The organism is Candidatus Mycobacterium wuenschmannii (assembly GCF_030252325.1).
GTDB lineage: Bacteria > Actinomycetota > Actinomycetes > Mycobacteriales > Mycobacteriaceae > Mycobacterium > Mycobacterium wuenschmannii.
In genome coordinates, this window is the sequence record NZ_CP126981.1 from 171,174 (window position 1) to 196,312 (window position 25,139).

Below are 25,139 nucleotides of genomic sequence, written 5' to 3' on the forward strand. Positions count from 1 at the left end.
CCCATGTCGAAGAAGACGTTCGCGGGTAAGCGGTGCCTGATCACCGGCGCGGCCAGCGGCATCGGCCGTGCCACGGCCCTACGGCTCGCGAGCCAGGGCGCCGAGTTGTATCTGACCGATCGCAACGCCGACGGCCTCGCCGAGACGGTGAACGAGGTTCGCGCGCTGGGCGCTCAGGTCCCTGAATATCGGGCGCTGGATATCTCCAATTACGACGAGGTCGCCTCTTTTGCCGAGGCGATTCACGCCAACCACCCGAGCATGGACATCGTGATGAACATCGCCGGCGTCTCGGCGTGGGGGACCGTCGACCGCCTATCGCATGAGCAGTGGGACAAGATGATCTCGATCAACCTGATGGGTCCGATCCACGTCATCGAAAACTTCGTTCCCCCAATGGTTGCCGCGCGCAACGGCGGCCATCTGGTCAACGTCTCCTCGGCTGCGGGTCTGATCGGCCTGCCGTGGCACGCCGCCTACAGCGCCAGCAAGTTCGGCCTGCGCGGGCTCTCCGAGGTGCTGCGGTTCGACCTGGCCCGCTACCGCATCGGGGTGTCGGTCGTGGTGCCGGGCGCCGTGCGCACTCCGCTGGTCAACACCGTCGAGATCGCCGGCGTCGACCGGGATGACCCGGAGGTGAGTCGCTGGGTCGACCGGTTCAGTGGGCACGCGGTGTCGCCGGAGAAGGCCGCGGACAAGATCCTCTCCGGCGTCGCCAGGAATCGGTTCCTGATCTACACCTCGGCCGACATCCGTGCGCTCTATGCGTTCAAACGTGTTGCGTGGTGGCCGTATAGCGTCGCGATGCGACAGGTGAACCTCGTGTTCACCAAGGCGCTCAAGCCGGCCCCGGTGGTGCCTCGCTAGGTCGGCATCTGCAGTTCGAGTCGCACCCCGAGCAGTCGCACGGGACGGTCGAGTTCGAAGAGATCCAGGACGCGCAGCGCGGCCGCGACGATGACGTCTGGGTCCGTGGTGGGCTCGTCGAGTTTGCGGATCTTGGTGCGCGTGTAGAACGTGTTGCTACGCACGGTAACCGCGACGCGGATGGCAATGCGTTTCTCGGAGACGGCGTCGCGCAGGGTTCTGGCGGCCAATTCGGTTACTGCCGAGTCCATCTCGGCCCGGTCGGTCAGGTCTGTCGGGAAGGTGACGACGTGGCTGCGCGAGCGCGCCACCCACGGTTGCGAGCTGACGGTGTCGTCGCCGCCGCCGTTGGCCAGCAACAGCAACCACAGCCCGGTCCGCGGCCCGAAGGTTGAGGTGAGCAACTCGGCATCGGCTTGGGCCAACTGCCATACCGTCGTGATATCAAGAGCAACAAGCTTTTTCGCCGTCTTCGGGCCGATACCCCATAACGCGTCGACGGGCCGATCGCCCATCACGGTCATCCAGTTCGACTCGGTGAGCGTGTAGATGCCGGCCGGTTTCGCGAATCCTGTCGCGACCTTTGCCCGCTGCTTGTTGTCGCTGATGCCCACCGAGCACGACAATCCGGTCGCCTCGGAGATCACCGCGCGGATCTGCTCGGCGAGTTCGGTCGGCGCGTCGACATCGGCACCGAGATACGCCTCGTCCCAACCCCATACCTCGACCGGATGGCCCAGATCGCGCAGCAGCGCCATCACCTGTTCGGAGGCGGCGTCGTACGCGTCAGGATCCGACGGCAGAAAAGTGGCGTCCGGACAGCGCCGCGCCGCGGCGCGCAGTGGCATGCCCGCGTGCACACCGAATTCGCGGGCCTCGTAGGAAGCGCAGGTGACCACCTTGCGCGCCTCGGTCGGGTCGCCGCTACCGCCGACGATGACGGGCAGGCCGACCAGCTCGGGGTGACGACCCAACTCGACCGATGCGAGGAACTGGTCGAGATCGACGTGCAGTATCCATCGCGGCTTCATCGTCCACAGAGCTTGCGCGCCAAGCTTTCCCACGCATCGCCGAGCGCCTGCAGCGACTGATCGCGCGCGATGAGCTGGTAATTGAGATAGTCGGCTTCCAGCAGCGCCAGCAGGGCATCGGTCTGGATGTCCAGGTCGCCGGTCGTGCCCGCGGAGGCCAGCAGCATCCGCACATGGGTGTGCTGCACCGCCGCCGCGGCGCCGTAGCGGGACTGCGGATCGCGGCTCGCGGCCGACAGCAGTTCGCGGTGGGTGTTGACGAAGCACAGCCGCTCGCGCCCGAACGCCACCAACCGGTCGACCGGCGATGCGTCGGGCCCCAACGGCGGTGGGCCGAACATGAACGCCTGCTGCATGCTTTGCTCGTCCTCGTCGAGCAGGACCATCATCAACCCGGCGCGGCTACCGAAGCGCCGAAACACCGTGCCTTTGCCGACGCCGGCCGCCGTCGCGATGTCGTCCATCGTGACCGCGTCCGCGCCGCGCTCGGCGATCAGCCGACGCGCCGCGTCGAGAAGCAGGGCGCGGTTGCGCGCGGCGTCGCCACGTTCTTGCGGCGCTGAAACCGGCAGGTCGCGAACCGGGCCGATGGTGTCCACGAAATTACTGTAGCGTCATTGGAACAAAGCGGACTAGAGTCCGGTTACACCGTGCAAGGATGAAGACCAACCACTGGAGGGAACCGAAGATCATGTCGGATATCAAGGTTTTGGCGCTGGTAGGAAGCCTGCGTGCTGCGTCGGTCAACCGTCAGATCGCCGAGCTGGCCGCCGAAGTCGCGCCCAAGGGCGTCACCTTCATGATCTTCGAGGGGCTCAATGACGTGCCGTTCTACAACGAAGAGATCGACGACGTGATGAACCCCGAGGCTCCGGCGCTGGCTTCAGTCAATGCGCTGCGCGCCGCGGCGGCCGACGCCGACGCCGCCCTCGTCGTGACCCCTGAATACAACGGAAGCTATCCGGCCGTCCTGAAGAACGCGATCGACTGGTTGTCGCGACCGTTCGGTGACGGCGCGCTCAAGGGCAAGCCGCTGGCCGTGATCGGCGGATCGTTTGGCCAGTACGGCGGGGTGTGGGCGCACGACGACACCCGCAAGGGGTTCGGCATCGCTGGCGCCCGGGTGCTCGAGGACATCACGGTGTCGGTTCCGTTCAAGACGCTGAACGGTCAGCACCCGCGCGAGCACGCGGAGGTGTCCGCAAACGTGCGCGACGCTGTGGGCAAGCTCGCGGCCGAAGTCAGCTAATTTTCTGCGCGCGCCCCAGCGGTCTCCGACACCGCTGGGGCGCTTTGCTGTGCGCGGCCGGCAGGGGGTGGATGTCGGTGCCGAGTGGTAGTTCTGTTCGTATACCGGCGCGACGCCGTTTTGTGACCTGCGACACGCCGAAGGCATGTTGCCGCGATGCCTTACGACCAGGGAATTTCATGAATGTTTTTCAGAACATGTTGTATCTCGACTTATTGTCGACCACTAGGTGTAGTGTTCCCGACACCGACAGACCCAAGATCTACCTAGTCGGTCGGGGCGCATCAGCCGGCGGATCGAGCCGGCTGAAGCGGCCCGGCAAGACGGGAATTCTCCGGCGCGGCGGTTCGCTGAATAGCAGTACCCGAGTAGTTGCCAGTCTTGCCTTATCTCACCGTTGACAGAGGGGTCGTACCGCCGATGAGCATCACCGTTTACACCAAGCCGGCCTGCGTGCAGTGCAACGCCACCTACAAGGCGCTGGACAAGCAGGGCATCGCCTACGAGAAGGTCGACATCACCCTGGACTCGGAGGCCCGCGACTACGTGATGGCCCTCGGCTACCTGCAGGCCCCCGTCGTGGTGGCCGGCAACGACCACTGGTCCGGCTTCCGCCCGGACCGGATCAAAGCACTGAGCGCAACCGTTCTGAGCGCCTGACCGACCGACGGCGCAGCAAGACTTCAGGGAGGGGATCGCCGTGCCGTCCGCCAGCCTCGTGTACTTCTCCAGCGTCTCGGAGAACACGCATCGATTCGTGCAGAAGCTCGGTATCCCGGCGACGCGGATACCGCTGCACGAACGCATCGAGGTCGACCAGCCGTACGTGCTGGTGTTGCCGACCTACGGGGGCGGCCGTGCGACTCCCAACATCAACGACGGTGGCTACGTTCCCAAACAGGTCATCGCCTTTCTGAACAACGAAACCAACCGATCGTTGATCCGCGGCGTCATCGCCGCGGGCAACAACAACTTCGGTGCCGAATTCGCCTACGCGGGGGACGTGATCGCCCGCAAGTGTGGCGTCCCCTATCTCTATCGCTTTGAACTCATGGGTACCCCGGACGACGTGGACGCGGTCCGCGCCGGCCTCGCTGACTTTTGGAAGGAACAGACGTGCCAACAACCGTCGCTGCAGAGCCTGTAATCACCGGCACCCATGCGTTGCCCGATGAAACGGACTACCACGCGCTGAACGCGATGCTGAATCTGTACGACGCAGACGGCAAGATTCAGTTCGAGAAGGACCGCGAGGCTGCGCACCAGTACTTCCTGCAGCACGTCAACCAGAACACGGTGTTCTTCCATAATCAGGACGAGAAGCTCGACTACCTGATCAAGGAGAACTACTACGAGCGCGAGGTGCTCGACCAGTACAGCCGCAACTTCGTCAAGACGCTGCTGGATCGCGCCTACGACAAGAAGTTTCGGTTCCCGACGTTTCTGGGCGCGTTCAAGTACTACACCTCGTACACCCTGAAGACGTTCGACGGTAAGCGCTACCTCGAGCGCTTCGAAGACCGCGTCGTGATGGTGGCGCTGACCCTGGCGTCCGGTGACACCGGGCTCGCCGAGAAGCTGGTCGACGAGATCATCGACGGCCGTTTCCAGCCGGCGACACCGACATTCCTCAACTCCGGGAAGGCCCAGCGCGGTGAGCCGGTGAGCTGCTTCCTGCTGCGCATCGAGGACAACATGGAGTCGATCGGGCGTTCCATCAACTCCGCGCTGCAGCTGTCCAAGCGCGGCGGGGGAGTCGCGTTGCTGCTGAGCAACATTCGCGAGCACGGCGCCCCGATCAAGAACATCGAAAACCAGTCCTCGGGCGTCATTCCGATCATGAAGCTGCTCGAGGACTCGTTCTCCTACGCCAACCAGTTGGGCGCGCGCCAGGGCGCCGGCGCGGTGTACCTGCAGGCGCACCACCCCGACATCTACCGCTTCCTGGACACCAAGCGGGAGAACGCCGACGAGAAGATCCGGATCAAGACGCTGAGCCTGGGCGTGGTGATCCCGGACATCACCTTCGAGCTGGCCAAGAACAACGAGGACATGTACCTGTTCTCGCCGTACGACGTCGAGAAGGTCTACGGGGTTCCGTTCGCCGACATCTCGATCACCGAGAAGTACTACGAGATGGTCGACGACGCCCGGATTCGCAAGACCAAGATCAAGGCGCGCGAGTTCTTCCAGACGCTGGCCGAGTTGCAGTTCGAGTCGGGCTACCCGTACATCATGTTCGAGGACACGGTGAACCGGGCCAACCCGATCGAGGGCAAGATCACCCACTCGAACCTGTGCTCGGAGATCCTGCAGGTCTCCACGCCGTCGCTGTTCAACGACGACCTGTCGTACTCGCGTGTGGGCAAAGACATTTCGTGCAACCTGGGCTCGCTGAACATCGCCAAGACGATGGACTCGCCGGACTTCGCCCAGAGCATCGAGGTGGCGATCCGCGCGCTGACCGCGGTGAGCGACCAGACCCACATCTGGTCGGTGCCCTCGATCGAGCAGGGCAACAACGACTCGCACGCGATCGGCCTCGGCCAGATGAACCTGCACGGCTACCTGGCCCGCGAGCGGGTCTTCTACGGGTCAGAAGAGGGCATCGACTTCACCAACATCTACTTCTACACGGTGCTCTACCACGCGCTGCGTGCCTCGAATCGCATTGCGATCGAACGCGGTTCGCACTTCAAGGGCTTCGAGAACTCGAAGTACGCGTCGGGGGAGTTCTTCGACAAGTACACCGAGCAGCTCTGGGAACCCAAGACCGACAAGGTGACTCAGCTGTTCGCCGATGCCGGCATCCGGATCCCGAACCAGGACGACTGGAAGCGACTCAAGGAGTCGGTGCAGCAGCACGGTATCTACAACCAGAACCTGCAGGCGGTGCCGCCGACTGGGTCGATCTCCTACATCAACCACTCGACGTCGTCGATCCACCCGGTTGCGTCCAAGATCGAGATCCGCAAGGAAGGCAAGATCGGGCGGGCGTACTACCCGGCGCCCTACCTGACCAACGACAACTTGGAGTACTACCAGGACGCCTACGAAATCGGCTACGAGAAGATCATCGACACCTACGCCGCGGCCACTCAGCATGTGGACCAGGGGCTGTCGCTGACACTGTTCTTCAAGGACACCGCGACTACCCGCGACGTGAACAAGGCGCAGATCTACGCGTGGCGTAAGGGCATCAAGACGCTGTATTACATCCGGCTGCGGCAGATGGCGCTGGAAGGTACCGAGGTCGAGGGCTGCGTCTCCTGCATGCTGTGAGGTGAAGCTTTGGAGAGCCGGTCAGCAATCCGCTTGCGCTGACCGGCTTTTCGCCTCGGTGATCGATGTCCGGGAATCCGGACACATTTTCTTCCTATAGAGCTCTTATCTTCTTGTAAGCTTCGCGATATGAGCGTATTGGGTGCGGGCCGTATCGGTGTCATCGGTTCTCTGGCGGCAGGTGCGGTGTGGGGTGTGGCGTTGCTCGGCAGCCCAGCGGCTTATGCCGACGACTTAGCGACGCTGCCGTTGCTGCCCATCAATCCGCACGACATTTCCTTCAACCTGGGCACTCCTCTCGCGCCACCGCTAGCAGAGGGGGCAACGCAAACGCCTCAAGAAGAAGTCAACATCCCGTCAGGCCATGAAATTACGTACAACGACACGTACACCCTCGCCGGCGGAAGCTACGAAACTCACTCTGTCTCAGACATCTACTTTGATCCTGAGCAGTTCTACGAGCAGGATTCCCAAGTAGTCACCGCCAGCGACGGGATAGCTCCACCGGTGGGCACCGAGTGGGAAACGTCGTACGCCTTCTTGCCATCCTGGGGCTTCTCATTCGAGTTGTATGAGAACACCAGCTTGACCACGCCGGATGGCACTGTCGATGTTTTCACGCCGACCTTCGTTGAGATTCCTTCCAGCCTGGAGTACAGCAACGAGTTCTACAACGGGCCGGCAGGGATATTCGACGACCTCGTGTCTCCGGACGGGACGACGGTCATACCCCTCATCGACCTACCGGCCGACCCGTCGGCGGCCGCCGCCGCCGCCGATTTCGCCACGCTCTGGTCTGAGCTCACTACCACGATCTGAGCACCTGACGGAACGTCGAAGGAGCATTGAAGTGAAGATGAATAATTGCAGCGCAAAGGGTTTGGCAATGGTCGTCAGCGCCGCAGCGGGTGCTCTAATCGGTGCTGCGCTCCTCGGCGGTCCTGTGGCGCGCGCCGACGACACAGGTCCGATATGGCCATTCGGGGTCATCCCGTATGTGGATCTCCCGGGAAGCGCCGGCACCCCGACAGACTCCGACGTTTCGGGTATTCCGCTCCTGCTCGCGACCACGCAGCAGACGGTGCCGTATTCGATACTCGACGAGTACACGCAACAATTGCTTGGCTCATACGACGCCAAAGAGAACGACGCCGTCGCTCTGTTTGTGCTGAATGATTGGTCTCAGGTAATCGATAGTGCCGGCGCCGCCCCAGCGGACGGGACACTGTTTGACCATTCGGCGTTGTTCCTTCCAACCATCGGCCCGTTCACCCCGGAGGTCACGTATCTGCCCCTCGTGCAGAACTACTACGAACTCGACCCGACAGGCACCACGCAAGATTTGTTCGGGTTCGGCATCGTCGGGAACGGGGTGGAAAACTACATCTCAATCGGGCCGGCGGGAACGATGGACGAACTGATCGTCCAAGGCTTCGTGTTCCCCATATTCGACATCCCGGCCACGGCTTCCACCGGCGCGGCGATCGACGGCGGCGCATCGTTATTCGATCTCTCCAACCTGTTCTGACGGCGCGCAATCAGTCTGCCCAGGTCAGACAGTGCCTCGGGGTATGGTGCTTGACGTGGTCAGAATTCCCCGGCCTCCGCTGCCGCACCCCGGGCCCAAGCCCGCGGTGAAGGTCGACGCGCGCAGCGAGCGCTGGAAAGAGCACCGCAAGAAGGTGCGTGCGGAGATCGTCGAGGCGGCGTTTCGGGCCATCGACCGGCTCGGCCCGGACCTGAGCGTTCGCGAGATCGCCGAAGAGGCCGGCACCGCGAAGCCCAAGATCTACCGGCATTTCACCGACAAGTCAGACCTGTTCCAGGCGATCGGGGAACGGCTTCGGGACATGTTGTGGGCGAAGGTCTTTCCGTCGATCGACCTAGCCAACGACTCGGTGCGCGAGATCATCCGTCGGACCGCCGAAGAGCACGTCAGCATGGTTGACGAGCACCCCAACGTCATGCGCTTTTTCATTCAGGGCCGCTTTCCCGAGCAGGCCGAGTCGGCGACCCGGACACTCAGTGAAGGCCGCGCGATCACTCTGGCGATGGCGGAGATGTTCAACAACGAGTTGCGCGAAATGAAGCTCGATCCAGGCGCCTTCGAACTCGCGGCGTACGCCGCATACGGCTGCGCGGCGGCGGCCACCGACTGGTGGCTGGGAGCCGACGTCGACAGCCCGCGTCGGATGCCGCACCCGCAGTTCGTCGAGCACCTGGCCTCGATCACGTTGGGCGTGATCAGCGGCACTGCCGAGATGCTCGGCATCACCCTGGACCCGGACCGGCCGCTGCACGACGTGATGCCCAGCGATTCCGCTGCCAGCTAACGCGAAACTGAACCCAGGGTCGTGATTCCTGGGAAATCACGACCCTGACTTCGTGTTCGCGGCGTTGATACCCTCCATAACCATGACCATCGCCGAGTCGTCTACTGAGCCCGACGCATCAGCGTCACCGATCCACACCCGTGCGGTCATCATCGGCACGGGATTCGCCGGGCTCGGCATGGCCATCGCACTGCAGCGCCAGGGCGTGGACTTCGTCATCGTCGAGAAGGCCGACGACATCGGCGGAACGTGGCGTGACAACAGTTACCCCGGCTGCGCGTGCGACGTGCCGTCGCACCTGTACTCGTTCTCCTTCGAGCCGAAAGCGACCTGGAGCAAGCTGTTTTCGCCGCAACCGGAGATCCTCGACTACCTCCGGGGCGTCACCGACAAGTACGGTCTGCGCCGCTACATCCGCTTCGGCGAAAAGGTCACCCGCGCGCACTGGGATGACAGCGAATACCGCTGGCACGTCTTCACTGAATCGGGTGACGAGTACGTCGCGCAGTTTCTCATCTCAGGCGCCGGCGCCCTGCACATCCCGAGCATGCCGGACATCGCCGGCGTCGACGAGTTCCACGGGCCCGCATTCCATTCCGCGCAGTGGGATCACAGCGTCGACCTGACCGGTAAACGAGTCGCGATCATCGGCACCGGGGCCAGCGCCATCCAGATCCTGCCTGAGCTGGTGCGCAAGGGCGCTGGCGTCGCCGAGGTGCAGCTGTACCAGCGCACCCCGCCGTGGGTGGTGCCGCGGCCCAACAGCCTGCTGCCCAATGCGATTCGCAAGGCGTTTGCGGTGGTGCCGGGTCTGCGACTGGCCGTGCGGTCCGGAATCTACTGGGGTCTGGAGGGTCTCGGATTCGCGATGACCCAGCGGCCGGCACTGCTGCGTGCCGTCGAGTTGGTCGGGCGATGGAACATCCGCCGCTACGTCAAGGACAAGGATCTGCGCCGCAGGCTCACGCCGACCTATCGCGCGGGCTGTAAACGAATCCTGTACTCCGGCAGCTACTACCAGGCCGTCGCGAACCCGAAGTCGACCCTGATCACCGACCGGATCGACCACATCAGTGCGAACGGCATCGTCACCGACGACGGCGTCGAGCATCCCGTTGACGTCATCGTGTACGCGACCGGTTTCCACACGACGGACTCCTACACCTACGTTGACGTGAAAGGCCCGCGCGGCGAGGACCTGGTGGACCGCTGGAACCGGGAAGGCGTGGTCGCGCACCGCGGCATCGCGGTGGCCGACATGCCGAACCTGTTCTTTCTGCTCGGGCCCAACACCGGGCTGGGCCACACGTCCGTGGTGTTCATGATCGAGTCGCAGATCCACTACGTCGCCCAGGCGATCGCCGAGGTGGACAACGCGGGTGCACAAGCGTTGGCGCCCAGCCGTTCTGCGCAGGACCGCTCCAATGGCGAACTCCAGGACAAGCTCGCCGGCTCGGTGTGGAACACCGGCGGCTGCAGCAGTTGGTACTTGGACGAGCACGGCGTCAACCGGACGTTGTGGAGCGGCATGACGTGGCAGTACTGGCGCGACACCCGGTCGCTGAAACTCGCGGAGTACAAGTTCTTCGGTGTGCGCAGCGGAGCGCGGGCTAGCGCCTGAGCAGTTGCGCGAATGCCTGCGCGGCCGCGTTGACGCCGGCCTCGTCGTTGGTGGCGATCAGGTCGAGCAGGAGACCGCGAATCACGGCCAGTCCCAGGCGTGCCGCGGCCGGCTCGGCCAGGCCGTCGGTGAGGGCCAGCCAGTCGTTGATCGTGCCGGGCACCATGCGGTCAAAGGGTTGCTCTCCGTTAGCCGCTCGCGCGTAGCACTCGAAAAAGAGCCGCTCGAATCGACGCAGTTCCGGCCGGCTGACGTCGGCCCACATGGCGGCGAAGTGGTCGGCCGGGTCGGTCGGCAGATCGGGCAGGACGGCTTTCTGCCGGCGCTCCACCTCCTCGACGATCGCCACCAATATTTCATCTCGAGAGCCGAAGTGGTGCAACAACATTCGGTGGCTGGTGCCAACCGCAGCGGCCACGTCACGCAGCGAACGGTCGCCGACACCGCCGGCGGCGAATACCTCGACGAGGGCGTCCAGCAGCTCGCGGCGCCGGCCGGTGTCAGGCGCGCGAGCCATGCACCTGCTCGGACCGGGCTTTGAGACCCCGGGCCTCTTGTGCGAGAAAGCGTTTGGTCTTCTTGGCCATCATGCGACCGACCAGGGCGCCCACGATGCCGCTCTGCTCGAGCCGCTGACGCACCACCGTGCTGCCGTCGGGCTGGGGGATAACCCAGTGGCGGGCACTCACATTGACACCGGGGGAGCGTTGCACCCAGGTCCAGGACGAGCCGGAGTCGATCTCGGTGACTTTCCACACCAGCTTCGTCATACCGGGCTGCTTGATCGAAAACTGTTTTCCGACAGCCAGATCAGGGCCATCGTGACCGACGAGCGAGGTGACCGACTCGGTCCAGTCGGGCCAGTGCTCGACGTTGCTGAAAATTTCCCACACCAACGGCGCCGGGGCGCCGATCTCAATGCTGTCCTCGGTGATCATGTACCAAATGGTACATGAAAGTGATGGGTGAGGCCGCGGCGTTTTCGGGGTATCTCTTCCGAAGGCATCGCCCGGGCGCGACACGCGAAAACACAACTTGTTGTGTTGCCGCGCCTTGTCGCACCCCAGGGGTAGTGTCTGTGACCTAAGTAACGTCGCCTATTCGTCCTGGTGAAGTGGGGTTCTGGTGTCTGAAGGAATGAAGCTGATCGACCGCGTTTCCGCGATCAACTGGAACCGTCTGCAAGACGAGAAGGATGCCGAGGTCTGGGAGCGCCTCGTCGGCAACTTCTGGCTGCCCGAGAAGGTGCCGGTGTCCAATGACATCCCGTCCTGGGGCACGTTGACGGCCAGCGAGAAGCAACTGACCATGCGAGTCTTCACCGGCCTGACGCTGCTGGACACCATCCAGGGCACGGTAGGCGCGGTCAGCCTGATCCCGGACGCGCTGACCCCGCACGAGGAGGCGGTGTACACCAACATCGCGTTCATGGAGTCGGTGCACGCCAAGAGCTACAGCTCGATCTTCTCGACGCTGTGCTCGACCACCGAGATCGACGAGGCGTTCCGCTGGTCGGAGGAGAACCCCAACCTGCAGCGCAAGGCCGAGATCGTGATGCGCTACTACAAGGGCGACGAGCCGCTCAAGCGCAAGGTCGCCTCCACGCTGCTGGAAAGCTTCCTGTTCTACTCCGGGTTCTACCTGCCGATGTACTGGTCGAGTCGGGCCAAGCTGACCAACACCGCCGACCTGATCCGGCTGATCATCCGTGACGAGGCCGTGCACGGCTACTACATCGGCTACAAGTTCCAGAAGGGTCTGGCGCTCGAGGACGCGGCCACCCAGGCCGAGCTCAAGGAGTACACCTACGACCTGCTCTACGAGCTCTACGAGAACGAGACGGAGTACACGCAGGATCTCTACGATGAGGTCGGCCTGACCGAGGATGTCAAGAAATTCCTGCGCTACAACGCCAACAAGGCGTTGATGAATCTCGGCTACGAGGCGTTGTTCCCGCGCGAGGAGACCGACGTGAACCCGGCGATCCTGTCGGCGCTGTCGCCGAACGCCGACGAGAACCACGACTTCTTCTCGGGCTCGGGTTCGTCGTACGTGATCGGCAAGGCCGTCGTCACCGAGGACGAGGACTGGGAGTTCTAGTCGTCACAGTTCAAGTTCCGGCAACCTGAACTTTGCCGGAGCGGCGTTGACGGACAGTTCAATGGCTGGGTGCCGGATCCGCAGATAGCGCAGTCGCCGTTCGCCCAACTGATGCGCGTCACGAACGTCTTGGGCCTGCTGTCGCGGCATCAGGACGATGGCCGGGTGCAGAACCTGATCGACAACCTATGGCTCGACCGTCAGCGCATTCGCGCCCGCATGACGCCGGGCGCCGTGGGGGGCAACGCCGTTGGCGCCGAACAGATTCCGAGCGGCGACCGCTGGGACAACGAGATTCCCGCGTTGTACTGCTCGCACTTGACCAGCCACCCCGTGTGGCCCTCGGATGAGGTCTGCGAACTCCTCGAGCGCAACGTCGACATGTTCCGCGAGGAATTTGCCGGCATCGACCCGGAGCACTACCAAGTCGACGCGCGGGATCACATCGCCGGTCTGACGGACGGCCACAACTGGACCGTCTTCCCGTTCTACGACGGCTTCGGCAACCTGCAGGCCGAGAACGCGAGCAAGTGTCCGCGGATCGCGGAATTTCTCGCCGGCTACCCGGGCGTCGGCAGCATGGGCTGTATGGCGTTCTTCTCGATCATGAACCCGGACACCCATGTGCGACCGCACACCTCGGAGTTGAACCTGCGGATGCGATATCACCTGGGAATCGAAGTGCCAGAACGCGATATCGAATTCCGCATCCACGATCAGCGGATCACCTGGAAGCAAGACAAGTGCCTTAAGATCGACGACTCCTACGAGCACGAGGTCTTTCAGCAGTCCGACCGCCGACGGGTGGTGTTCGTCATGGACGTGCCGCACACGGAGCTCCGACCGGAGGAACTCGCGTTCCTGCAGGAGTTCATGCGGTACACGACCGGTGGCTAGCGCGGCCGCGTGAACGATGTGTGAATAGTCGTAATCGTCGACCGCCGGCGGCCGCGAGACTGGCCGCCCCGGTCAGATAGTCGACGTGTCGATGACGAAGCGGTAGCGCACGTCGCTGGCCAGCACGCGCTCGTAGGCCTCGTTGACGTAATCCGCTGAGATGACCTCGATTTCGGGCAGGGTGTTGTGCTCGGCGCAGAAGTCGAGCATCTCCTGGGTCTCGGCGATGCCACCGATGTTTGATCCGGACAGGCTGCGACGCGACAACGCCAGCGAGAAGGCCGGCACCTCCATCGGGTGTTCCGGAATACCCAATTCGACGAGCGTGCCGTCGACGTCGAGCAGGCCCAGGTAGGCGCTCAGGTCGAGGTTCGCCGAGACTGTGTTCAGGATGAGGTCGAAGCTGCTGCGCAGCGTCTTGAACGTCTCGCGGTCTGCGGTGGCGTAGTAGTGCTTGGCGCCCAGGCGCAGGCCGTCTTCCATCTTCTTCAGCGACTGCGACAGCACCGTCACCTCGGCGCCCATCGCGGCACCGAGTTTGACGCCCATGTGCCCGAGGCCGCCCAGGCCGATGATCGCCAGCCGGGTGTCCTTGCCGGCCTTCCAGTGCCGCAACGGCGAAAACAGCGTGACGCCGGCGCACAACAGCGGCGCCGCGGCATCCAGCGGCAGCGAGTCGGGGATTCGGACGACGAAGTTCTCGTTGACTACGACGGCCTGGCTGTACCCACCCTGAGTGATCGTGCCGTCTTCGTCCTTGCCGCCGTAGGTCATGGTGGCGCCGTTCTTGCAGTACTGCTCGAGCCCAGCGGTACAGCTGCTGCAGCGGCCGCAGGAGTTCACCATGCAGCCGACGCCGACGTGGTCGCCGACCTTGTGCTTGGTGACCTCGGACCCGACGGCGGCGACGACACCGGCGATCTCGTGGCCGGGAACAAGCGGGTACTTGGGTGCGCCCCACTCGGCTTTGACGGTGTGAATGTCGGAGTGGCAGATGCCGGCGAATTTGATGTCGATGGCGACGTCGTGCGGGCCGGGGTCGCGGCGCTCGATAGTCGTCTTGTTCAGGTGCCCCGACTTGTCGGCAGCGGCATAGGCGGAAACAGTGCTCATCAGCTAGTCCTCTTTAACGCATTGGTTTCGTATCGACTTCTATTGAACGCCAACCAGATTAGCATAGATAGACTATGTATTCGGCCGGGTGCGTCCGACCTCACACCGCCGGCTAGTTGATCGGAGCGTTGAGCCAGCGCAGGTCGTCGACGATGCCGCGGGCGGCGATCACGCCCTGGCCGGTCTGCCAGACCTCGTTGTTGACCACGAAGACACGGTTGTCGCGGGCTGCCGACAGTCGGTGCCAGGCGTCGCTGTCGAAGATGGTCGGGGCGCGGTCCTTGGCCTGCGGCGAATCGAACGACACATAGATCACGTCGGCGTCGGCCGCAGAGAAATTCGCGCTGCCCGTCAGGTCGTTGTCGGTGCTGCCCATCTCGATGTAGGGCTTGTCGGTAAACCGTTGCGCCGCAGGGCGATCCACGCCGACCGCGGTCAGGACGCTGCCCGGGAAGTTGTCGGCACCGTAGACGCGCACGGCGCTCGCGGTGAACTGGACGACCGCCGCCTGGTAGTGGGCGGCATCGTGCGCCGCGCCGTCGTCGTGGGCCCTGGTGGTGAAGTGCTCCACCAGGTCGCCCGCTGCGCCGGCGCGCGACGTCGCCTCGCCCACGCCGCGCAGGTTGTCCTGCCACGCCGCGCCGGGTGCGCCGGTGAACACGGTCGGCGCGATCGCGGCCAACTCGCGGTAGAGCTTGGGGGTCAGGGCCTGCGAGCCGAGGATGAGGTCGGGCTTGGCGGCTTTGATCGCGCCGACGTCGGGATTGCCGCGGGTGCCCACGCCTGGGACCTTGTGCACGACGGTCCCCAGGTACGAGGGCTGGTCCGCGGAGCCGTCGGGCAGGGCGGCGCCGACGATCCGCGACTGCAGGCCCAGCGCACACAGCGTGTCGAGTTGGTCGCCGGACAACACGACGATGCGCTGAGGGTCGTCGGGCACCTCGGCGGTGTCGGGCTGAACGCCGGCCGCGTTGTGGGCGATCCGCGGCGTCGGCCCGGCATCGGGACCGGCGGGCTCGGGGGCGCAGGACTCGTCGGGGCGTCGCTGGTTGCCCAGCACGCCGGCGCCCGCGATCTGGGTGGTGCTGGTGATCACCGACGCCGACGGCGCGCCGCCGCCCTCGGACGAATGCGAGGAGCATCCGCTGCAGATGGCGGTGGCCGCCGCGATGGCGGCGAGAGCGGGTCGAACACCCCTGAGCAGCACGGGTCCGACGTTAACATCCGGGCAGGTGAGGCGGCCTCGGACAGGCGGGCTGCGGCGCCCGGCGAAGTGTTCACCGGGTTATTACGACAGTTTGTAGGACCTGTCCGTCAGCGCGGCCGCAGGAGGGATAGACTCGGACACCACTGATCACGGTTGCCTGCGCGACGTTTGGAGGAGCTCTTGACTGCCGAAGCGCCCCCTTTGGGAGAACTCGAGGCTAGTCGCCCGTACCCGGCCCGAACGGGCCCCAAAGGCAACCTGATTTACAAACTGATCACCACCACCGATCACAAGCTGATCGGGATCATGTACGTGGTCACCTGCTTCGTCTTTTTCTTCATCGGTGGCTTGCTCGCGCTGCTGATGCGCACCGAGTTGGCCGCCCCCGGACTGCAGTTCCTGTCCAACGAGCAGTACAACCAGCTTTTCACCATGCACGGCACGATCATGCTGTTGTTCTATGCGACGCCGATCGTGTTCGGTTTCGCCAACCTGGTGCTGCCGCTGCAGATCGGCGCCCCGGACGTGGCCTTCCCGCGGCTGAACGCCTTCTCGTTCTGGCTCTTCCTGTTCGGCGCGATGATCGGCATGGCCGGCTTCATCACCCCCGGCGGTGCCGCCGACTTCGGCTGGACCGCCTACACGCCGCTGACCGATGCCATCCACTCACCGGGCGCCGGCGGTGACCTGTGGATCATGGGTCTGATCGTCGCCGGTCTGGGCACCATCCTCGGTGGCGTCAACATGATCACCACGGTTGTCTGCATGCGTGCGCCAGGCATGACGATGTTCCGGATGCCGATCTTCACCTGGAACATCCTGGTGACGTCGATCCTGGTGCTGCTGGCCTTCCCGCTGCTGACCGCGGCGCTGTTCGGCCTGGCCGCCGACCGGCACCTGGGCGCCCACATCTACGACTCGGCCAACGGCGGAGTTCTGTTGTGGCAGCACCTGTTCTGGTTCTTCGGGCACCCCGAGGTGTACATCGTTGCGCTGCCGTTCTTCGGCATCGTGACCGAGATCTTCCCGGTCTTCTCCCGCAAGCCGATCTTCGGTTACACCACGCTGGTGTACGCGACGCTGTCGATCGCGGCGCTGTCGGTCGCGGTGTGGGCGCACCACATGTTCGCCACCGGTGCGGTGCTGCTGCCGTTCTTCTCCTTCATGACCTACCTGATCGCGGTGCCGACCGGGATCAAGTTCTTCAACTGGGTCGGCACGATGTGGAAGGGGCAGTTGACCTTCGAGACGCCGATGCTGTTCTCCATCGGCTTCATGATCACCTTCCTGCTCGGTGGTCTGACCGGTGTGCTGCTGGCCAGCCCGCCGCTGGACTTCCACGTCACCGACAGCTACTTCGTGATCGCGCACTTCCACTACGTGCTGTTCGGCACCATCGTGTTCGCGACCTTCGCCGGCACCTACTTCTGGTTCCCGAAGATGACCGGCCGCCTGCTCGACGAGCGCCTCGGCAAGCTGCACTTCTGGCTGACGTTCATCGGCTTCCACACGACATTCCTGATCCAGCACTGGCTGGGCGACCTCGGTATGCCGCGTCGTTACGCCGACTACCTGCCGACCGACGGCTTCGAGCCCTACAACATCGTCTCGACGGTAGGCGCGTTCATCCTCGGCATCTCGATGCTCCCGTTCGTCTGGAACGTCTTCAAGAGCTGGCGTTACGGCGAAGTGGTCACCGTCGACGACCCGTGGGGTTACGGCAACTCGCTCGAGTGGGCGACCAGCTGCCCGCCCCCGCGGCACAACTTCACCGAGCTGCCCCGCATCCGTTCGGAGCGTCCGGCGTTCGAGCTGCACTACCCGCACATGATCGAGCGCATCCGCGCGGAGGCCCACGTGGGTCGCTCCCACGGACCCTCCGACGGAGACGTCACCCGGGCGGACGACGTCCAAGTTCGGTCGTAATGCGCGCTCGCGCAGGCAATTTGGGGTGAACAGCCCCCGCAAGGTGTCGGCGTTGATCACCGTCACCGGTCACGACAAGCCAGGTGTGACGTCGGCGCTCTTCGGTGTGCTCTCCGCGCACCGGGTCGAGCTGCTCAACGTCGAACAGGTGGTGATCCGGGGGCGGCTGACGTTGGGTGTGCTGGTCACCGCTCCCTCGGAAGTGCTTGACGGACAAGTCTTTCGAAACCAAGTCGAGGTGGCGATCGACTCCGTCGGCCTGGATGTCACCATCGAGCGCAGCGACGAACTGCGCATCATCCGCGAACCTTCGACGCACACGATCATGGTGCTCGGGCGGCCCATCACCGCCGAGGCGTTCGGCGCCGTCGCGCGCGAGGTGGCGTCGTTGGGGGTCAACATCGACCTGATTCGTGGCGTCTCCGACTATCCGGTGACGGGCCTGGAGTTGCGTGTCTCCGTGCCGGCAGGCGCCGGAGGGCAGCTGCAGGAGGTGCTGACCCGCGTCGCCGCCGACGTGGGTGTCGACGTCGCGGTGGAGGATTACAGCATCGCGCGACGGGCCAAGCGGCTCATCGTGTTTGACGTCGACTCGACGCTGATCCAGCAGGAAGTCATCGAGATGCTCGCGGCGCGCGCGGGTGCCGAAGAGGCCGTCAAGGCGATCACCGACGCCGCGATGCGCGGCGAGTTGGACTTCGCCGAGTCGCTGCACCAGCGGGTCGAGACGCTGGCCGGGCTGCCCGTGGAGGTGATCGACGAGGTCGCCGAGGACGTGGAGCTGACCCCCGGCGCCCGGACCACAATCCGGACGCTGCGCAGATTGGGTTATCACGTCGGCGTGGTCTCCGGCGGCTTCCGCCAGGTCATCCAACCGCTGGCCGATGAGTTGATGCTGGACTTCGTCGCGGCCAACGTGCTTGAGGTCGTCGACGGAAAGCTCACCGGGAAGGTGGTCGGTGAGATCGTCGACCGGCCCGGAAAAGCCAAGGCGCTGCGCGACTTTGCGAGTCAGGCCGGGGTCCCGATGGCGCAGACGGTAGCGGTCGGCGACGGCGCGAACGACATCGACATGCTGTCCGCGGCGGGCCTGGGTATTGCGTTCAACGCCAAGCCTGCGCTGCGTGAGGTGGCCGATGCGTCGCTGAGCCACCCCTACCTGGACACCGTGCTGTTCCTGCTCGGCGTGACACGCGGCGAGATCGAGGCGGCCGATGCGCTCGATGGCGTGGTGAGCCGCGTCGACATCCCGCCCGATCTCTAGCGACCGCGGTACGGCACGATGGTCGGGTGGCCGAAAAGGGGAGTGAGGCAGTCGACCCCGATCTGCTGATCGACTTCAGGGATGTCTCGCTGATTCGCGACGGCCACACCCTGGTGGGGCCGGTGACCTGGTCGGTCGAGCTCGACGAGCGCTGGGTGATCATCGGGGCCAACGGCGCCGGCAAGACGTCGTTGCTGCGCATCGCCGCGGCTGCCGAACATCCCAGCTCCGGTGTGGCGTACGTGCTCGGCGAGCGGCTCGGCCGAGTCGACATGGCCGAGTTGCGGGCGCGGGTCGGGTTGAGTTCCTCGGCGCTGGCGCAGCGCATTCCCGGCAACGAGATCGTCCGCGACCTTGTGGTCTCGGCCGGCTACGCGGTGCTGGGGCGGTGGCGCGAGAAGTACGAGGACGTCGACTACCACCGCGCCGTCGACATGCTGGAGAGCCTGGGCGCCGAACACCTGGCCGACCGCCGCTACGAGACCCTGTCCGAGGGGGAGCGCAAGCGCATCCTGATCGCCCGCGCCCTGATGACAGACCCCGAGTTGCTGCTGCTCGACGAGCCGGCGGCCGGTCTCGATCTGGGTGGCCGCGAGGAGTTGGTGGCGCGGCTGGCCGACTTGGCCGCCGACCCGGACGCACCCGCGCTGGTGCTGGTCACCCACCACGTCGAGGAGATTCCGCCCGGCTTCAGCCACTGCATGCTGCTGTCGGAGGGGCGGGTGGTGTCGGCCGGGTTGCTCTCTGATGTGCTGACCGCGGGGAACTTGTCCGCGGCGTTCGGCCAGTCGATCGACGTGGACGTGATCGACGGGCGCTACTTCGCCCGTCGCACCCGGACCCGCGCGGCACATCGGAGGCGCTGATGAGTGACGACACGTTTGTTCCGCTGCCGGTGCGCCCGGCCGCAACGGTGATGCTGATGCGCGACGGCGCCGAAAGTATCGAACTGTTCCTCATGCGGCGCCATTCGAAGATGGAGTTCGCCCCGGGAACCATGGTCTTTCCCGGCGGTGGTGTCGACGATCGCGACCGCAACGCCGATATCGCCTGGGCCGGACCGTCGCCCGAGTGGTGGGCGGAACGTTTCGGCACCGATGTCGAGTTGGCCACCGCGCTCGTGTGTGCGGCGGCCCGGGAGACGTTCGAAGAATCCGGAGTGCTGTTCGCCGGTCCGGCCGACGATCCCGACGGCATCGTCCACGACGCCTCGGTGTACGCCGATGCCCGTCGCGCCCTCGATGACCGGACCCTGTCGTTCGCCGATTTTCTGCGCCGGGAAAACCTGGTGCTGCGCGCGGATCTGCTTCGGCCATGGGCTAATTGGGTGACGCCCGAGGCCGAGCGAACCCGCCGCTACGACACCTACTTCTTCGTCGGCGCGCTACCCGCGGGCCAGCGGGCCGACGGCGACAACACCGAGTCCGACCGCGCGGCGTGGACGACGCCGCAGGCGGCGATCGCCGACTTCGAGGCTGGGCGCAGCTTCCTGTTGCCGCCGACCTGGACGCAGCTCGATTCGCTGAACGGCCACTCGGTCGCCGACGTGCTGGCAGTCGAGCGTCAGATCGTCGCCGTCCAACCCAACGTCGAAATCGACGGCGACAACTGGATTTTCGAATTCTTCGACTCCGACCGCTACCACCGGGCCCGCAAGGCGGGCGGGCAGAAGTGGCATCTGTGAGCGAGTTCGTCAGCATTCACGCCGATCCGGACCGCCCCGGAGTCGGGACGATCGTCCTCTCGCGTCCGCCGACCAACGCACTGACCCGGCAGGTCTACCGCGAGATCGAGCACGCCGCGGCAGCGGTGAGCCACCGCGACGACATCGCCTCGGTCATCCTCTTCGGCGGACACGAGATCTTCTCCGCCGGCGACGACATGCCGCAACTGCGCACGCTGACCGCGTCGGAGGCCGACAGCTGGCTGCGTGTGCACCGCGCGGCCGTCGACGCCGTCGCCGCCATTCCCAAGCCGACCGTCGCGGCGATCACCGGATACGCGCTGGGCGCCGGCCTCGGCCTGGCGCTGGCCGCGGACTGGCGGGTGAGCGGTGACAACGTCCGCTTCGGTGCGACGGAAATCCTGGCCGGTCTGGTTCCCGACGGGGACGGCATGGCTCGGCTGGCCCGCACGGTCGGGATCAGCAAAGCCAAGGAGCTGGTCTACTCCGGGCGGTTCTTCGGCGCCGAGGAGGCCCAGGAACTGGGCATCGTCGACGAGATGGTGGCGCCCGACGGTGTGTACGACGCCGCCGCAGCATGGGCGAGCAGGTTCGTCGACGCGCCGCACGCCGCGCTGGCCGCCGCAAAGGCCGGCATCGACGACCTCAGCACGCTGGCGCCGGCCGAGCGGTGGGACGCCGAACGCCGCCGCTACCTGGAGGTATTCGACGCGATACTGCGGGAACCGACGGCGCAGTCGACCTCGCCGGGCGGTCGAGCGTAGGCAGGGTGCCTGCGCGGGCGTCCGGCCGTTAGGCTGGGCGACCATGACCAGTACCGATCCGGCGCCGCAGCCGCACGCCACCGCTGAGCAGGTCGAGGCCGCCCGCCACGACAGCAAGCTGGCCCAGGTGCTCTATCACGACTGGGAAGCGGAGAACTACGACGAGAAATGGTCGATCTCCTATGACCAGCGCTGCATCGACTACGCCCGGGATTGCTTCGACAGTGTTGTCCCCGACGACGAGATTCACCGGCTGCCCTACGACAACGCCCTCGAGCTGGGCTGCGGTAGCGGCTTCTTCCTGCTGAACCTGATCCAGTCCGGGGTGGCGCGACGCGGATCGGTGACCGACCTGTCGCCGGGCATGGTCAAGGTTGCCACCCGCAACGGTCAGTCGCTGGGCCTGGAGATCGACGGCCGGGTTGCCGATGCCGAGCGCATCCCCTACGACGACGACTCCTTCGACCTGGTCGTCGGACATGCTGTGCTGCACCATATTCCGGATGTCGAGCTGACTTTGCGCGAGGTGCTCCGTGTGCTGCGACCCGGCGGTCGGTTCGTGTTCGCCGGAGAACCGACCAAAATCGGCAACAGCTACGCGCGCTCGCTCTCGACGCTGACCTGGCGGGTCGCCACCAACGCCACCAAGTTGCCCGGACTGGGCAGCTGGCGCCGCCCGCAGGCGGAGCTCGACGAGTCCTCACGGGCGGCGGCGTTGGAATCGATCGTCGACCTGCACACCTTCGACCCGCCCGAACTAGAGAAGATGGCTTCGCGCGCCGGTGCTGTCGACGTCGAGACCGCCACCGTCGAATTCACCGCCGCCATGCTCGGGTGGCCGCTGCGAACCTTCGAATACGCGGTGCAGCCCGACAAGCTGGGCTGGGCCTACGCCAACTTCGCGTTCAACAGCTGGAAGCTGTTGAGCTGGGCCGACAGCAACGTCTGGCGACACGTGGTGCCGAAGGGCTGGTACTACAACGTCGAGATCACCGGGACCAAGCCGTCCTGAACGTCGGTCTCGACGACGTCGCCTATCTGACGTCGGACGAGGGTTCGGCCGCGCTGGCCGTGGTCGACGGTCACCCGTTGAAGGACCGCGTCGGCGAGATCGCGCGGCTGCGCAAGCAATTCGGCGATCGAACTGCGCTCTTGGTGGAGACGGTGCTGCTGCGCCGCCGCGCGGAAGCCAAACTCGCTGGACTGCCCGGCGTCGATGCCTGGCTGTTCACCGACGAGGCGCTGCAGCAAGCCAGCGCCGCACCGGTTGCGCTGCATCGCTCGAAGCGCTTGCGCGGCAGGGTCATTCACGATGTGACGTGTTCGATCGGCACCGAGTTGGCGGCGCTGCGTGGTTCGGCCGCGGTGCTGGTCGGCAGCGATGTCGATCCGGTGCGGCTGGCGATGGCCCGGCACAACCTCGAGGGCGCTGTCATGCTGTGTCGCGCCGACGCGCTGCACCCGGTGACCCGCGACGCTGTGGTGCTGGCCGATCCGGCGCGGCGCAGCGGCGGGCGGCGGCGCTTCGATCCACGCGACTATCAGCCGGCCCTGGACGATCTTCTGGCGACGTACCGGGACCGGGACCTGGTCGTGAAGTGCGCGCCGGGAATCGATTTCGATGCGATCACCCGGCTGGGGTTCGACGGCGAGGTCGAGGTGACGTCGTATCGCGGCTCCGTGCGGGAAGCCTGCCTGTGGTCGGCGGGGCTGGCCGAGACGGGCGTGCGCCGGCGCGCCAGCTTGCTGGATCGCGGCGAACAGCTGACCGACGCCGACCCCGACGACTGCGATGTGCGGCCCGCGGGCCGCTGGATCGTCGACCCCGACGGCGCGGTGGTGCGCGCCGGTCTGGTGCGGCATTTCGCGGCGCGACACCGGCTGTGGCAACTCGACCCGCACATCGCGTATCTCTCCGGCGATCAGCTACCCGACGGCGTCCGCGGTTTCGAGGTGCTGGATCAGATCGCCTTCGACGAACGACGACTGCGTCAGGGGCTGACAGCGCGGGAGTGCGGCTCGCTGGAGGTGCTGGTTCGTGGGGTGGACGTCGACCCCGATGCGCTGCGGCGGCGAATGACGTTGCGCGGCAACGAGTCGCTGACGGTCGTCATCACCCGGATCGGATCGGGCGCGGCTGCGCAGGGGACCGCGTTCATCTGCCGCCCGTCGCGCTGACGACCCAGCCGGATCGGCGACCACCGCCTAAAGGGCGGTTAGCGGCGGTCGCCGACCCGGAGGGTGGCTCGTGCTCAGAACAGCGTTGCCAGCTCGGTCCAGAAGTTGGCGCCGTCCGCCGCCGCCGACCCGCCGTCGAACGATGCCAGCAGGTCGGTGAGCCAGTTGCCGGTGTCCGCGGCGGCCGAGCCGCCGTCGAGCGCGGGGAACAGGTCGGCCAGCCAATTGCCGCCGTCGGCCGCGGCATGCGACCCGCCGGAGAACGAGTTCAGCAGTTCAGTCAGCCAGCTCTCGGTTGCTGCGAAGCCCACGGGGTTACCCGTCGGGTCGTAGACATGCACACCGTCGCCGACCGCATTCGCAACGTGGCCGCTGGAGCTGTCAAAGCCCGCCAACGCGATAGCGTGCGAGCCTTCCGCGGTCGCCGTGTTGAAGTTGCTGTCGTAGATAGCAGTTCCATCGCCGGCACCCGCCTGAGCAACGGCGTAATCACCATTCGCGACGGCGGTGTTGCCGCTGCCCCAAGCCGCTTGCGCGGAGCTCCAGGTGCCTGTTGCGGAGGCGTAGTCGAACAATCCGGTGTCTCCTACGCCCGCGTTGCTGTGCTCACCCATCGCCGAGGCATAGTTGAAAAAGCCGCTCATCGCGTTGGAGTTGGAGTAGGCGCCGACAGCGATCGCGATGTTTCCGAAGCTCGATTGGGCGCTCGCCGTTCCTAGCTGGATGAGCGGCGTGCCGCTGATAGATACGGCGAAGTTCGAGTAATCGTCCGGCAGCGTCGCCGGAGTAACCGATGCCGCCGCCGCGGCGCCGTCGTTCAGCAGGTCCACGCCCGTTGCAGCGCCACTGGGCTCGGCTGCCGCGCCGCCCGCCGACGGGCTGACGCTGGTGACGAGGTCGCCGCTGGCGTCGGCGGTGTTGCCGCTGCTGCCGTCCAGCCCGGCGGCGGCATGGGCTTGGTAACCCTCCGCGGTAGCGATGTTGAAGCTACCGGTGGTGGGGTAGCCGCCGTTCGGGACGCCGGCGTAGGCCGTGGACATGTTGCCGGTAACTGTCGCCGTGTTGAAGCTGCCGCCGGAACCCCACGCCGCTTCCGCGCTACTGTGCGACCCGACCACCGTGGCCGTGTTGAAGGCTCCGACGCCGATGCCATTGCCCCCGATGAGTGCGACGCTGCCATCACCGTCCACGGTTGCGGTGTTGAACAGTCCGCCATAGGCGGTGGCGTCGGTGCCGGCACCATGCGCAATTGCGACATTCCCGAAGCTGGACACCGCAAAAGCTGTGCCGCTCTGATACAGCGGGATTCCGCTTATCGAGATCGCGTAGTTGGAGAAATCGGCTGGGAGCGTAGGCGGCGATACCGCCGCAGCCGATGCGGCCGCCAGCGCGCCGAAGTCGGGTAGATAGGCGCCAATATCGGCTGTACCGACCGAATCGGCCGTGGCGGCAGGCATGGACGCCATCGCGGCTCCAATGCCGAGCCCCACCGCGGCGATACCGAAGCGGCTGAAGTGGTGTGCAGTCTTCATCGAGCTTCCTTTCAGATGTCCCCGACGTGGGCCGATGGGACGTTGGTCGGTAGTCCGGCACTGCAAGTCGTGGTCGTCGTAGCTACCGACT

At 65.3% G+C, this 25,139-nt stretch carries 25 protein-coding genes; 18 read left to right on the forward strand and 7 right to left on the reverse strand.

Going from position 1 to position 25,139, the window contains the following annotated elements:
• Window positions 1-3: 3 nt before the first annotated feature.
• Entirely contained in the window at window positions 4-867 is an 864-nt protein-coding gene (locus tag PT015_RS00895) for an SDR family oxidoreductase (RefSeq protein WP_285188154.1), read from the forward strand.
• Here the strand turns inward: PT015_RS00895 and PT015_RS00900 are convergent.
• Together PT015_RS00900 and PT015_RS00905 are read right to left on the reverse strand one after the other, a co-directional pair.
• Complete coding sequence (locus tag PT015_RS00900; protein WP_285190854.1) at window positions 864-1,907, reverse strand: DNA polymerase IV; 1,044 nt, start codon at window positions 1,905-1,907, stop codon at window positions 864-866. The genes PT015_RS00895 and PT015_RS00900 overlap by 4 nt on opposite strands.
• Window positions 1,895-2,497: a TetR/AcrR family transcriptional regulator gene (locus tag PT015_RS00905; protein WP_285188155.1), complete on the reverse strand. Its 603-nt coding sequence runs from the start codon at window positions 2,495-2,497 to the stop codon at window positions 1,895-1,897. Before PT015_RS00905 ends, PT015_RS00900 begins: the two co-directional genes overlap by 13 nt.
• Before the next feature lie 92 nt (window positions 2,498-2,589).
• On the opposite strand from PT015_RS00905, the gene PT015_RS00910 reads away from it, so the two are divergent.
• The 8 genes from PT015_RS00910 to PT015_RS00945 all read left to right on the forward strand — a co-directional run bounded on the left by PT015_RS00910 (window position 2,590) and on the right by PT015_RS00945 (window position 10,383).
• Window positions 2,590-3,147 carry an NAD(P)H-dependent oxidoreductase gene (locus PT015_RS00910; RefSeq protein ID WP_285190855.1) on the forward strand — a complete coding sequence of 186 codons (558 nt, stop codon included), beginning with the start codon at window positions 2,590-2,592 and terminating at the stop codon, window positions 3,145-3,147.
• A gap of 420 nt (window positions 3,148-3,567) precedes the next feature.
• The gene (locus PT015_RS00915; protein ID WP_285188157.1) at window positions 3,568-3,807 is read left to right on the forward strand and encodes a redoxin NrdH; all 240 of its coding nucleotides are present in this window, start codon (window positions 3,568-3,570) and stop codon (window positions 3,805-3,807) included.
• A 34-nt stretch (window positions 3,808-3,841) separates the two neighbouring features.
• Window positions 3,842-4,294 carry a class Ib ribonucleoside-diphosphate reductase assembly flavoprotein NrdI gene (nrdI, locus tag PT015_RS00920; RefSeq protein ID WP_390887975.1) on the forward strand — a complete coding sequence of 151 codons (453 nt, stop codon included), beginning with the start codon at window positions 3,842-3,844 and terminating at the stop codon, window positions 4,292-4,294.
• Between the two features lie 17 nt (window positions 4,295-4,311).
• Window positions 4,312-6,429, forward strand: coding sequence for a class 1b ribonucleoside-diphosphate reductase subunit alpha (gene nrdE, locus PT015_RS00925; RefSeq protein ID WP_285190856.1), 2,118 nt, complete (start codon window positions 4,312-4,314; stop codon window positions 6,427-6,429).
• Between the two features lie 129 nt (window positions 6,430-6,558).
• Window positions 6,559-7,248, forward strand: a complete 690-nt coding sequence (locus tag PT015_RS00930) for a hypothetical protein (RefSeq protein ID WP_285188161.1) — start codon at window positions 6,559-6,561, stop codon at window positions 7,246-7,248.
• Window positions 7,249-7,279: 31 nt separating this feature from the next.
• Window positions 7,280-7,957 (forward strand): hypothetical protein, encoded by a 678-nt coding sequence (locus tag PT015_RS00935; RefSeq protein WP_285188162.1) that lies wholly within the window; start codon window positions 7,280-7,282, stop codon window positions 7,955-7,957.
• A 43-nt stretch (window positions 7,958-8,000) separates the two neighbouring features.
• Window positions 8,001-8,762 (forward strand): TetR/AcrR family transcriptional regulator, encoded by a 762-nt coding sequence (locus PT015_RS00940; RefSeq protein WP_390887910.1) that lies wholly within the window; start codon window positions 8,001-8,003, stop codon window positions 8,760-8,762.
• A gap of 82 nt (window positions 8,763-8,844) precedes the next feature.
• Window positions 8,845-10,383, forward strand: coding sequence for a flavin-containing monooxygenase (locus PT015_RS00945; protein ID WP_285188165.1), 1,539 nt, complete (start codon window positions 8,845-8,847; stop codon window positions 10,381-10,383).
• On the opposite strand, the gene PT015_RS00950 is transcribed toward PT015_RS00945, so the two are convergent.
• Entirely contained in the window at window positions 10,373-10,900 is a 528-nt protein-coding gene (locus tag PT015_RS00950) for a TetR/AcrR family transcriptional regulator (protein WP_285188166.1), read from the reverse strand. The two genes, PT015_RS00945 and PT015_RS00950, sit on opposite strands and share 11 nt — an antisense overlap.
• Window positions 10,884-11,321 carry an SRPBCC family protein gene (locus PT015_RS00955; RefSeq protein WP_285188167.1) on the reverse strand — a complete coding sequence of 146 codons (438 nt, stop codon included), beginning with the start codon at window positions 11,319-11,321 and terminating at the stop codon, window positions 10,884-10,886. The genes PT015_RS00950 and PT015_RS00955 overlap by 17 nt, the downstream gene beginning before the upstream one ends.
• Window positions 11,322-11,520: 199 nt before the next feature.
• Between PT015_RS00955 and nrdF the strand changes: the two genes are divergently transcribed.
• Both nrdF and PT015_RS00965 read left to right on the forward strand, forming a co-directional pair.
• Window positions 11,521-12,483, forward strand: coding sequence for a class 1b ribonucleoside-diphosphate reductase subunit beta (gene nrdF, locus PT015_RS00960; protein ID WP_390887976.1), 963 nt, complete (start codon window positions 11,521-11,523; stop codon window positions 12,481-12,483).
• 69 nt (window positions 12,484-12,552) lie between these two features.
• Window positions 12,553-13,380, forward strand: coding sequence for an aspartyl/asparaginyl beta-hydroxylase domain-containing protein (locus PT015_RS00965; RefSeq protein WP_285188170.1), 828 nt, complete (start codon window positions 12,553-12,555; stop codon window positions 13,378-13,380).
• A 72-nt stretch (window positions 13,381-13,452) separates the two neighbouring features.
• On the opposite strand, the gene PT015_RS00970 is transcribed toward PT015_RS00965, so the two are convergent.
• Window positions 13,453-14,493 (reverse strand): NAD(P)-dependent alcohol dehydrogenase, encoded by a 1,041-nt coding sequence (locus PT015_RS00970; protein ID WP_285188171.1) that lies wholly within the window; start codon window positions 14,491-14,493, stop codon window positions 13,453-13,455.
• 112 nt (window positions 14,494-14,605) lie between these two features.
• On the reverse strand, window positions 14,606-15,700 hold the full coding sequence (locus PT015_RS00975) for an iron-siderophore ABC transporter substrate-binding protein (protein WP_285188172.1): 1,095 nt from the start codon (window positions 15,698-15,700) through the stop codon (window positions 14,606-14,608).
• A 180-nt stretch (window positions 15,701-15,880) separates the two neighbouring features.
• Here PT015_RS00975 and ctaD point away from each other — a divergent pair, with 180 nt between their 5' ends.
• The 7 genes from ctaD to PT015_RS01010 are packed head-to-tail and all read left to right on the forward strand — an operon-like array spanning window position 15,881 to window position 23,516.
• On the forward strand, window positions 15,881-17,626 hold the full coding sequence (ctaD, locus tag PT015_RS00980) for an aa3-type cytochrome oxidase subunit I (RefSeq protein ID WP_285188173.1): 1,746 nt from the start codon (window positions 15,881-15,883) through the stop codon (window positions 17,624-17,626).
• A gap of 25 nt (window positions 17,627-17,651) precedes the next feature.
• Window positions 17,652-18,890 (forward strand): phosphoserine phosphatase SerB, encoded by a 1,239-nt coding sequence (serB, locus tag PT015_RS00985; RefSeq protein ID WP_285188174.1) that lies wholly within the window; start codon window positions 17,652-17,654, stop codon window positions 18,888-18,890.
• Window positions 18,891-18,916: 26 nt separating this feature from the next.
• On the forward strand, window positions 18,917-19,756 hold the full coding sequence (locus PT015_RS00990) for an ABC transporter ATP-binding protein (protein ID WP_285188175.1): 840 nt from the start codon (window positions 18,917-18,919) through the stop codon (window positions 19,754-19,756).
• Entirely contained in the window at window positions 19,756-20,574 is an 819-nt protein-coding gene (locus PT015_RS00995; protein ID WP_285188177.1) for an NUDIX hydrolase, read from the forward strand. The genes PT015_RS00990 and PT015_RS00995 overlap by 1 nt, the downstream gene beginning before the upstream one ends.
• A complete protein-coding gene (locus tag PT015_RS01000; protein ID WP_390887911.1) occupies window positions 20,571-21,338 on the forward strand; it encodes an enoyl-CoA hydratase in 768 nt (255 codons plus the stop codon). The genes PT015_RS00995 and PT015_RS01000 overlap by 4 nt, the downstream gene beginning before the upstream one ends.
• A 43-nt stretch (window positions 21,339-21,381) precedes the next feature.
• A complete protein-coding gene (locus tag PT015_RS01005) occupies window positions 21,382-22,350 on the forward strand; it encodes a class I SAM-dependent methyltransferase (RefSeq protein ID WP_285188179.1) in 969 nt (322 codons plus the stop codon).
• The gene (locus PT015_RS01010; protein ID WP_449248142.1) at window positions 22,347-23,516 is read left to right on the forward strand and encodes a THUMP-like domain-containing protein; all 1,170 of its coding nucleotides are present in this window, start codon (window positions 22,347-22,349) and stop codon (window positions 23,514-23,516) included. Before PT015_RS01005 ends, PT015_RS01010 begins: the two co-directional genes overlap by 4 nt.
• A 74-nt stretch (window positions 23,517-23,590) precedes the next feature.
• Here PT015_RS01010 and PT015_RS01015 read toward each other — a convergent pair whose 3' ends face one another.
• On the reverse strand, window positions 23,591-25,048 hold the full coding sequence (locus PT015_RS01015; RefSeq protein ID WP_285188180.1) for a hypothetical protein: 1,458 nt from the start codon (window positions 25,046-25,048) through the stop codon (window positions 23,591-23,593).
• Window positions 25,049-25,139 lie beyond the last annotated feature (91 nt).

What these genes read in the sequence shown, in the direction of transcription:
- PT015_RS00940 (WP_390887910.1), top strand. Translation starts at nt 8,001, where the DNA reads ATGGTGCTTGACGTGGTCAGAATTCCCCGGCCTCCGCTGCCGCACCCC.
- PT015_RS00915 (WP_285188157.1), top strand. Translation starts at nt 3,568, where the DNA reads ATGAGCATCACCGTTTACACCAAGCCGGCCTGCGTGCAGTGCAACGCC.
- PT015_RS00950 (WP_285188166.1), bottom strand. Translation starts at nt 10,900, where the DNA reads ATGGCTCGCGCGCCTGACACCGGCCGGCGCCGCGAGCTGCTGGACGCC.
- PT015_RS00930 (WP_285188161.1), top strand. Translation starts at nt 6,559, where the DNA reads ATGAGCGTATTGGGTGCGGGCCGTATCGGTGTCATCGGTTCTCTGGCG.
- PT015_RS00910 (WP_285190855.1), top strand. Translation starts at nt 2,590, where the DNA reads ATGTCGGATATCAAGGTTTTGGCGCTGGTAGGAAGCCTGCGTGCTGCG.
- nrdF (WP_390887976.1), top strand. Translation starts at nt 11,521, where the DNA reads ATGAAGCTGATCGACCGCGTTTCCGCGATCAACTGGAACCGTCTGCAA.
- PT015_RS01005 (WP_285188179.1), top strand. Translation starts at nt 21,382, where the DNA reads ATGACCAGTACCGATCCGGCGCCGCAGCCGCACGCCACCGCTGAGCAG.
- PT015_RS00955 (WP_285188167.1), bottom strand. Translation starts at nt 11,321, where the DNA reads ATGATCACCGAGGACAGCATTGAGATCGGCGCCCCGGCGCCGTTGGTG.
- PT015_RS00945 (WP_285188165.1), top strand. Translation starts at nt 8,845, where the DNA reads ATGACCATCGCCGAGTCGTCTACTGAGCCCGACGCATCAGCGTCACCG.
- PT015_RS00970 (WP_285188171.1), bottom strand. Translation starts at nt 14,493, where the DNA reads ATGAGCACTGTTTCCGCCTATGCCGCTGCCGACAAGTCGGGGCACCTG.
- PT015_RS00895 (WP_285188154.1), top strand. Translation starts at nt 4, where the DNA reads ATGTCGAAGAAGACGTTCGCGGGTAAGCGGTGCCTGATCACCGGCGCG.
- PT015_RS01015 (WP_285188180.1), bottom strand. Translation starts at nt 25,048, where the DNA reads ATGAAGACTGCACACCACTTCAGCCGCTTCGGTATCGCCGCGGTGGGG.
- PT015_RS00995 (WP_285188177.1), top strand. Translation starts at nt 19,756, where the DNA reads ATGAGTGACGACACGTTTGTTCCGCTGCCGGTGCGCCCGGCCGCAACG.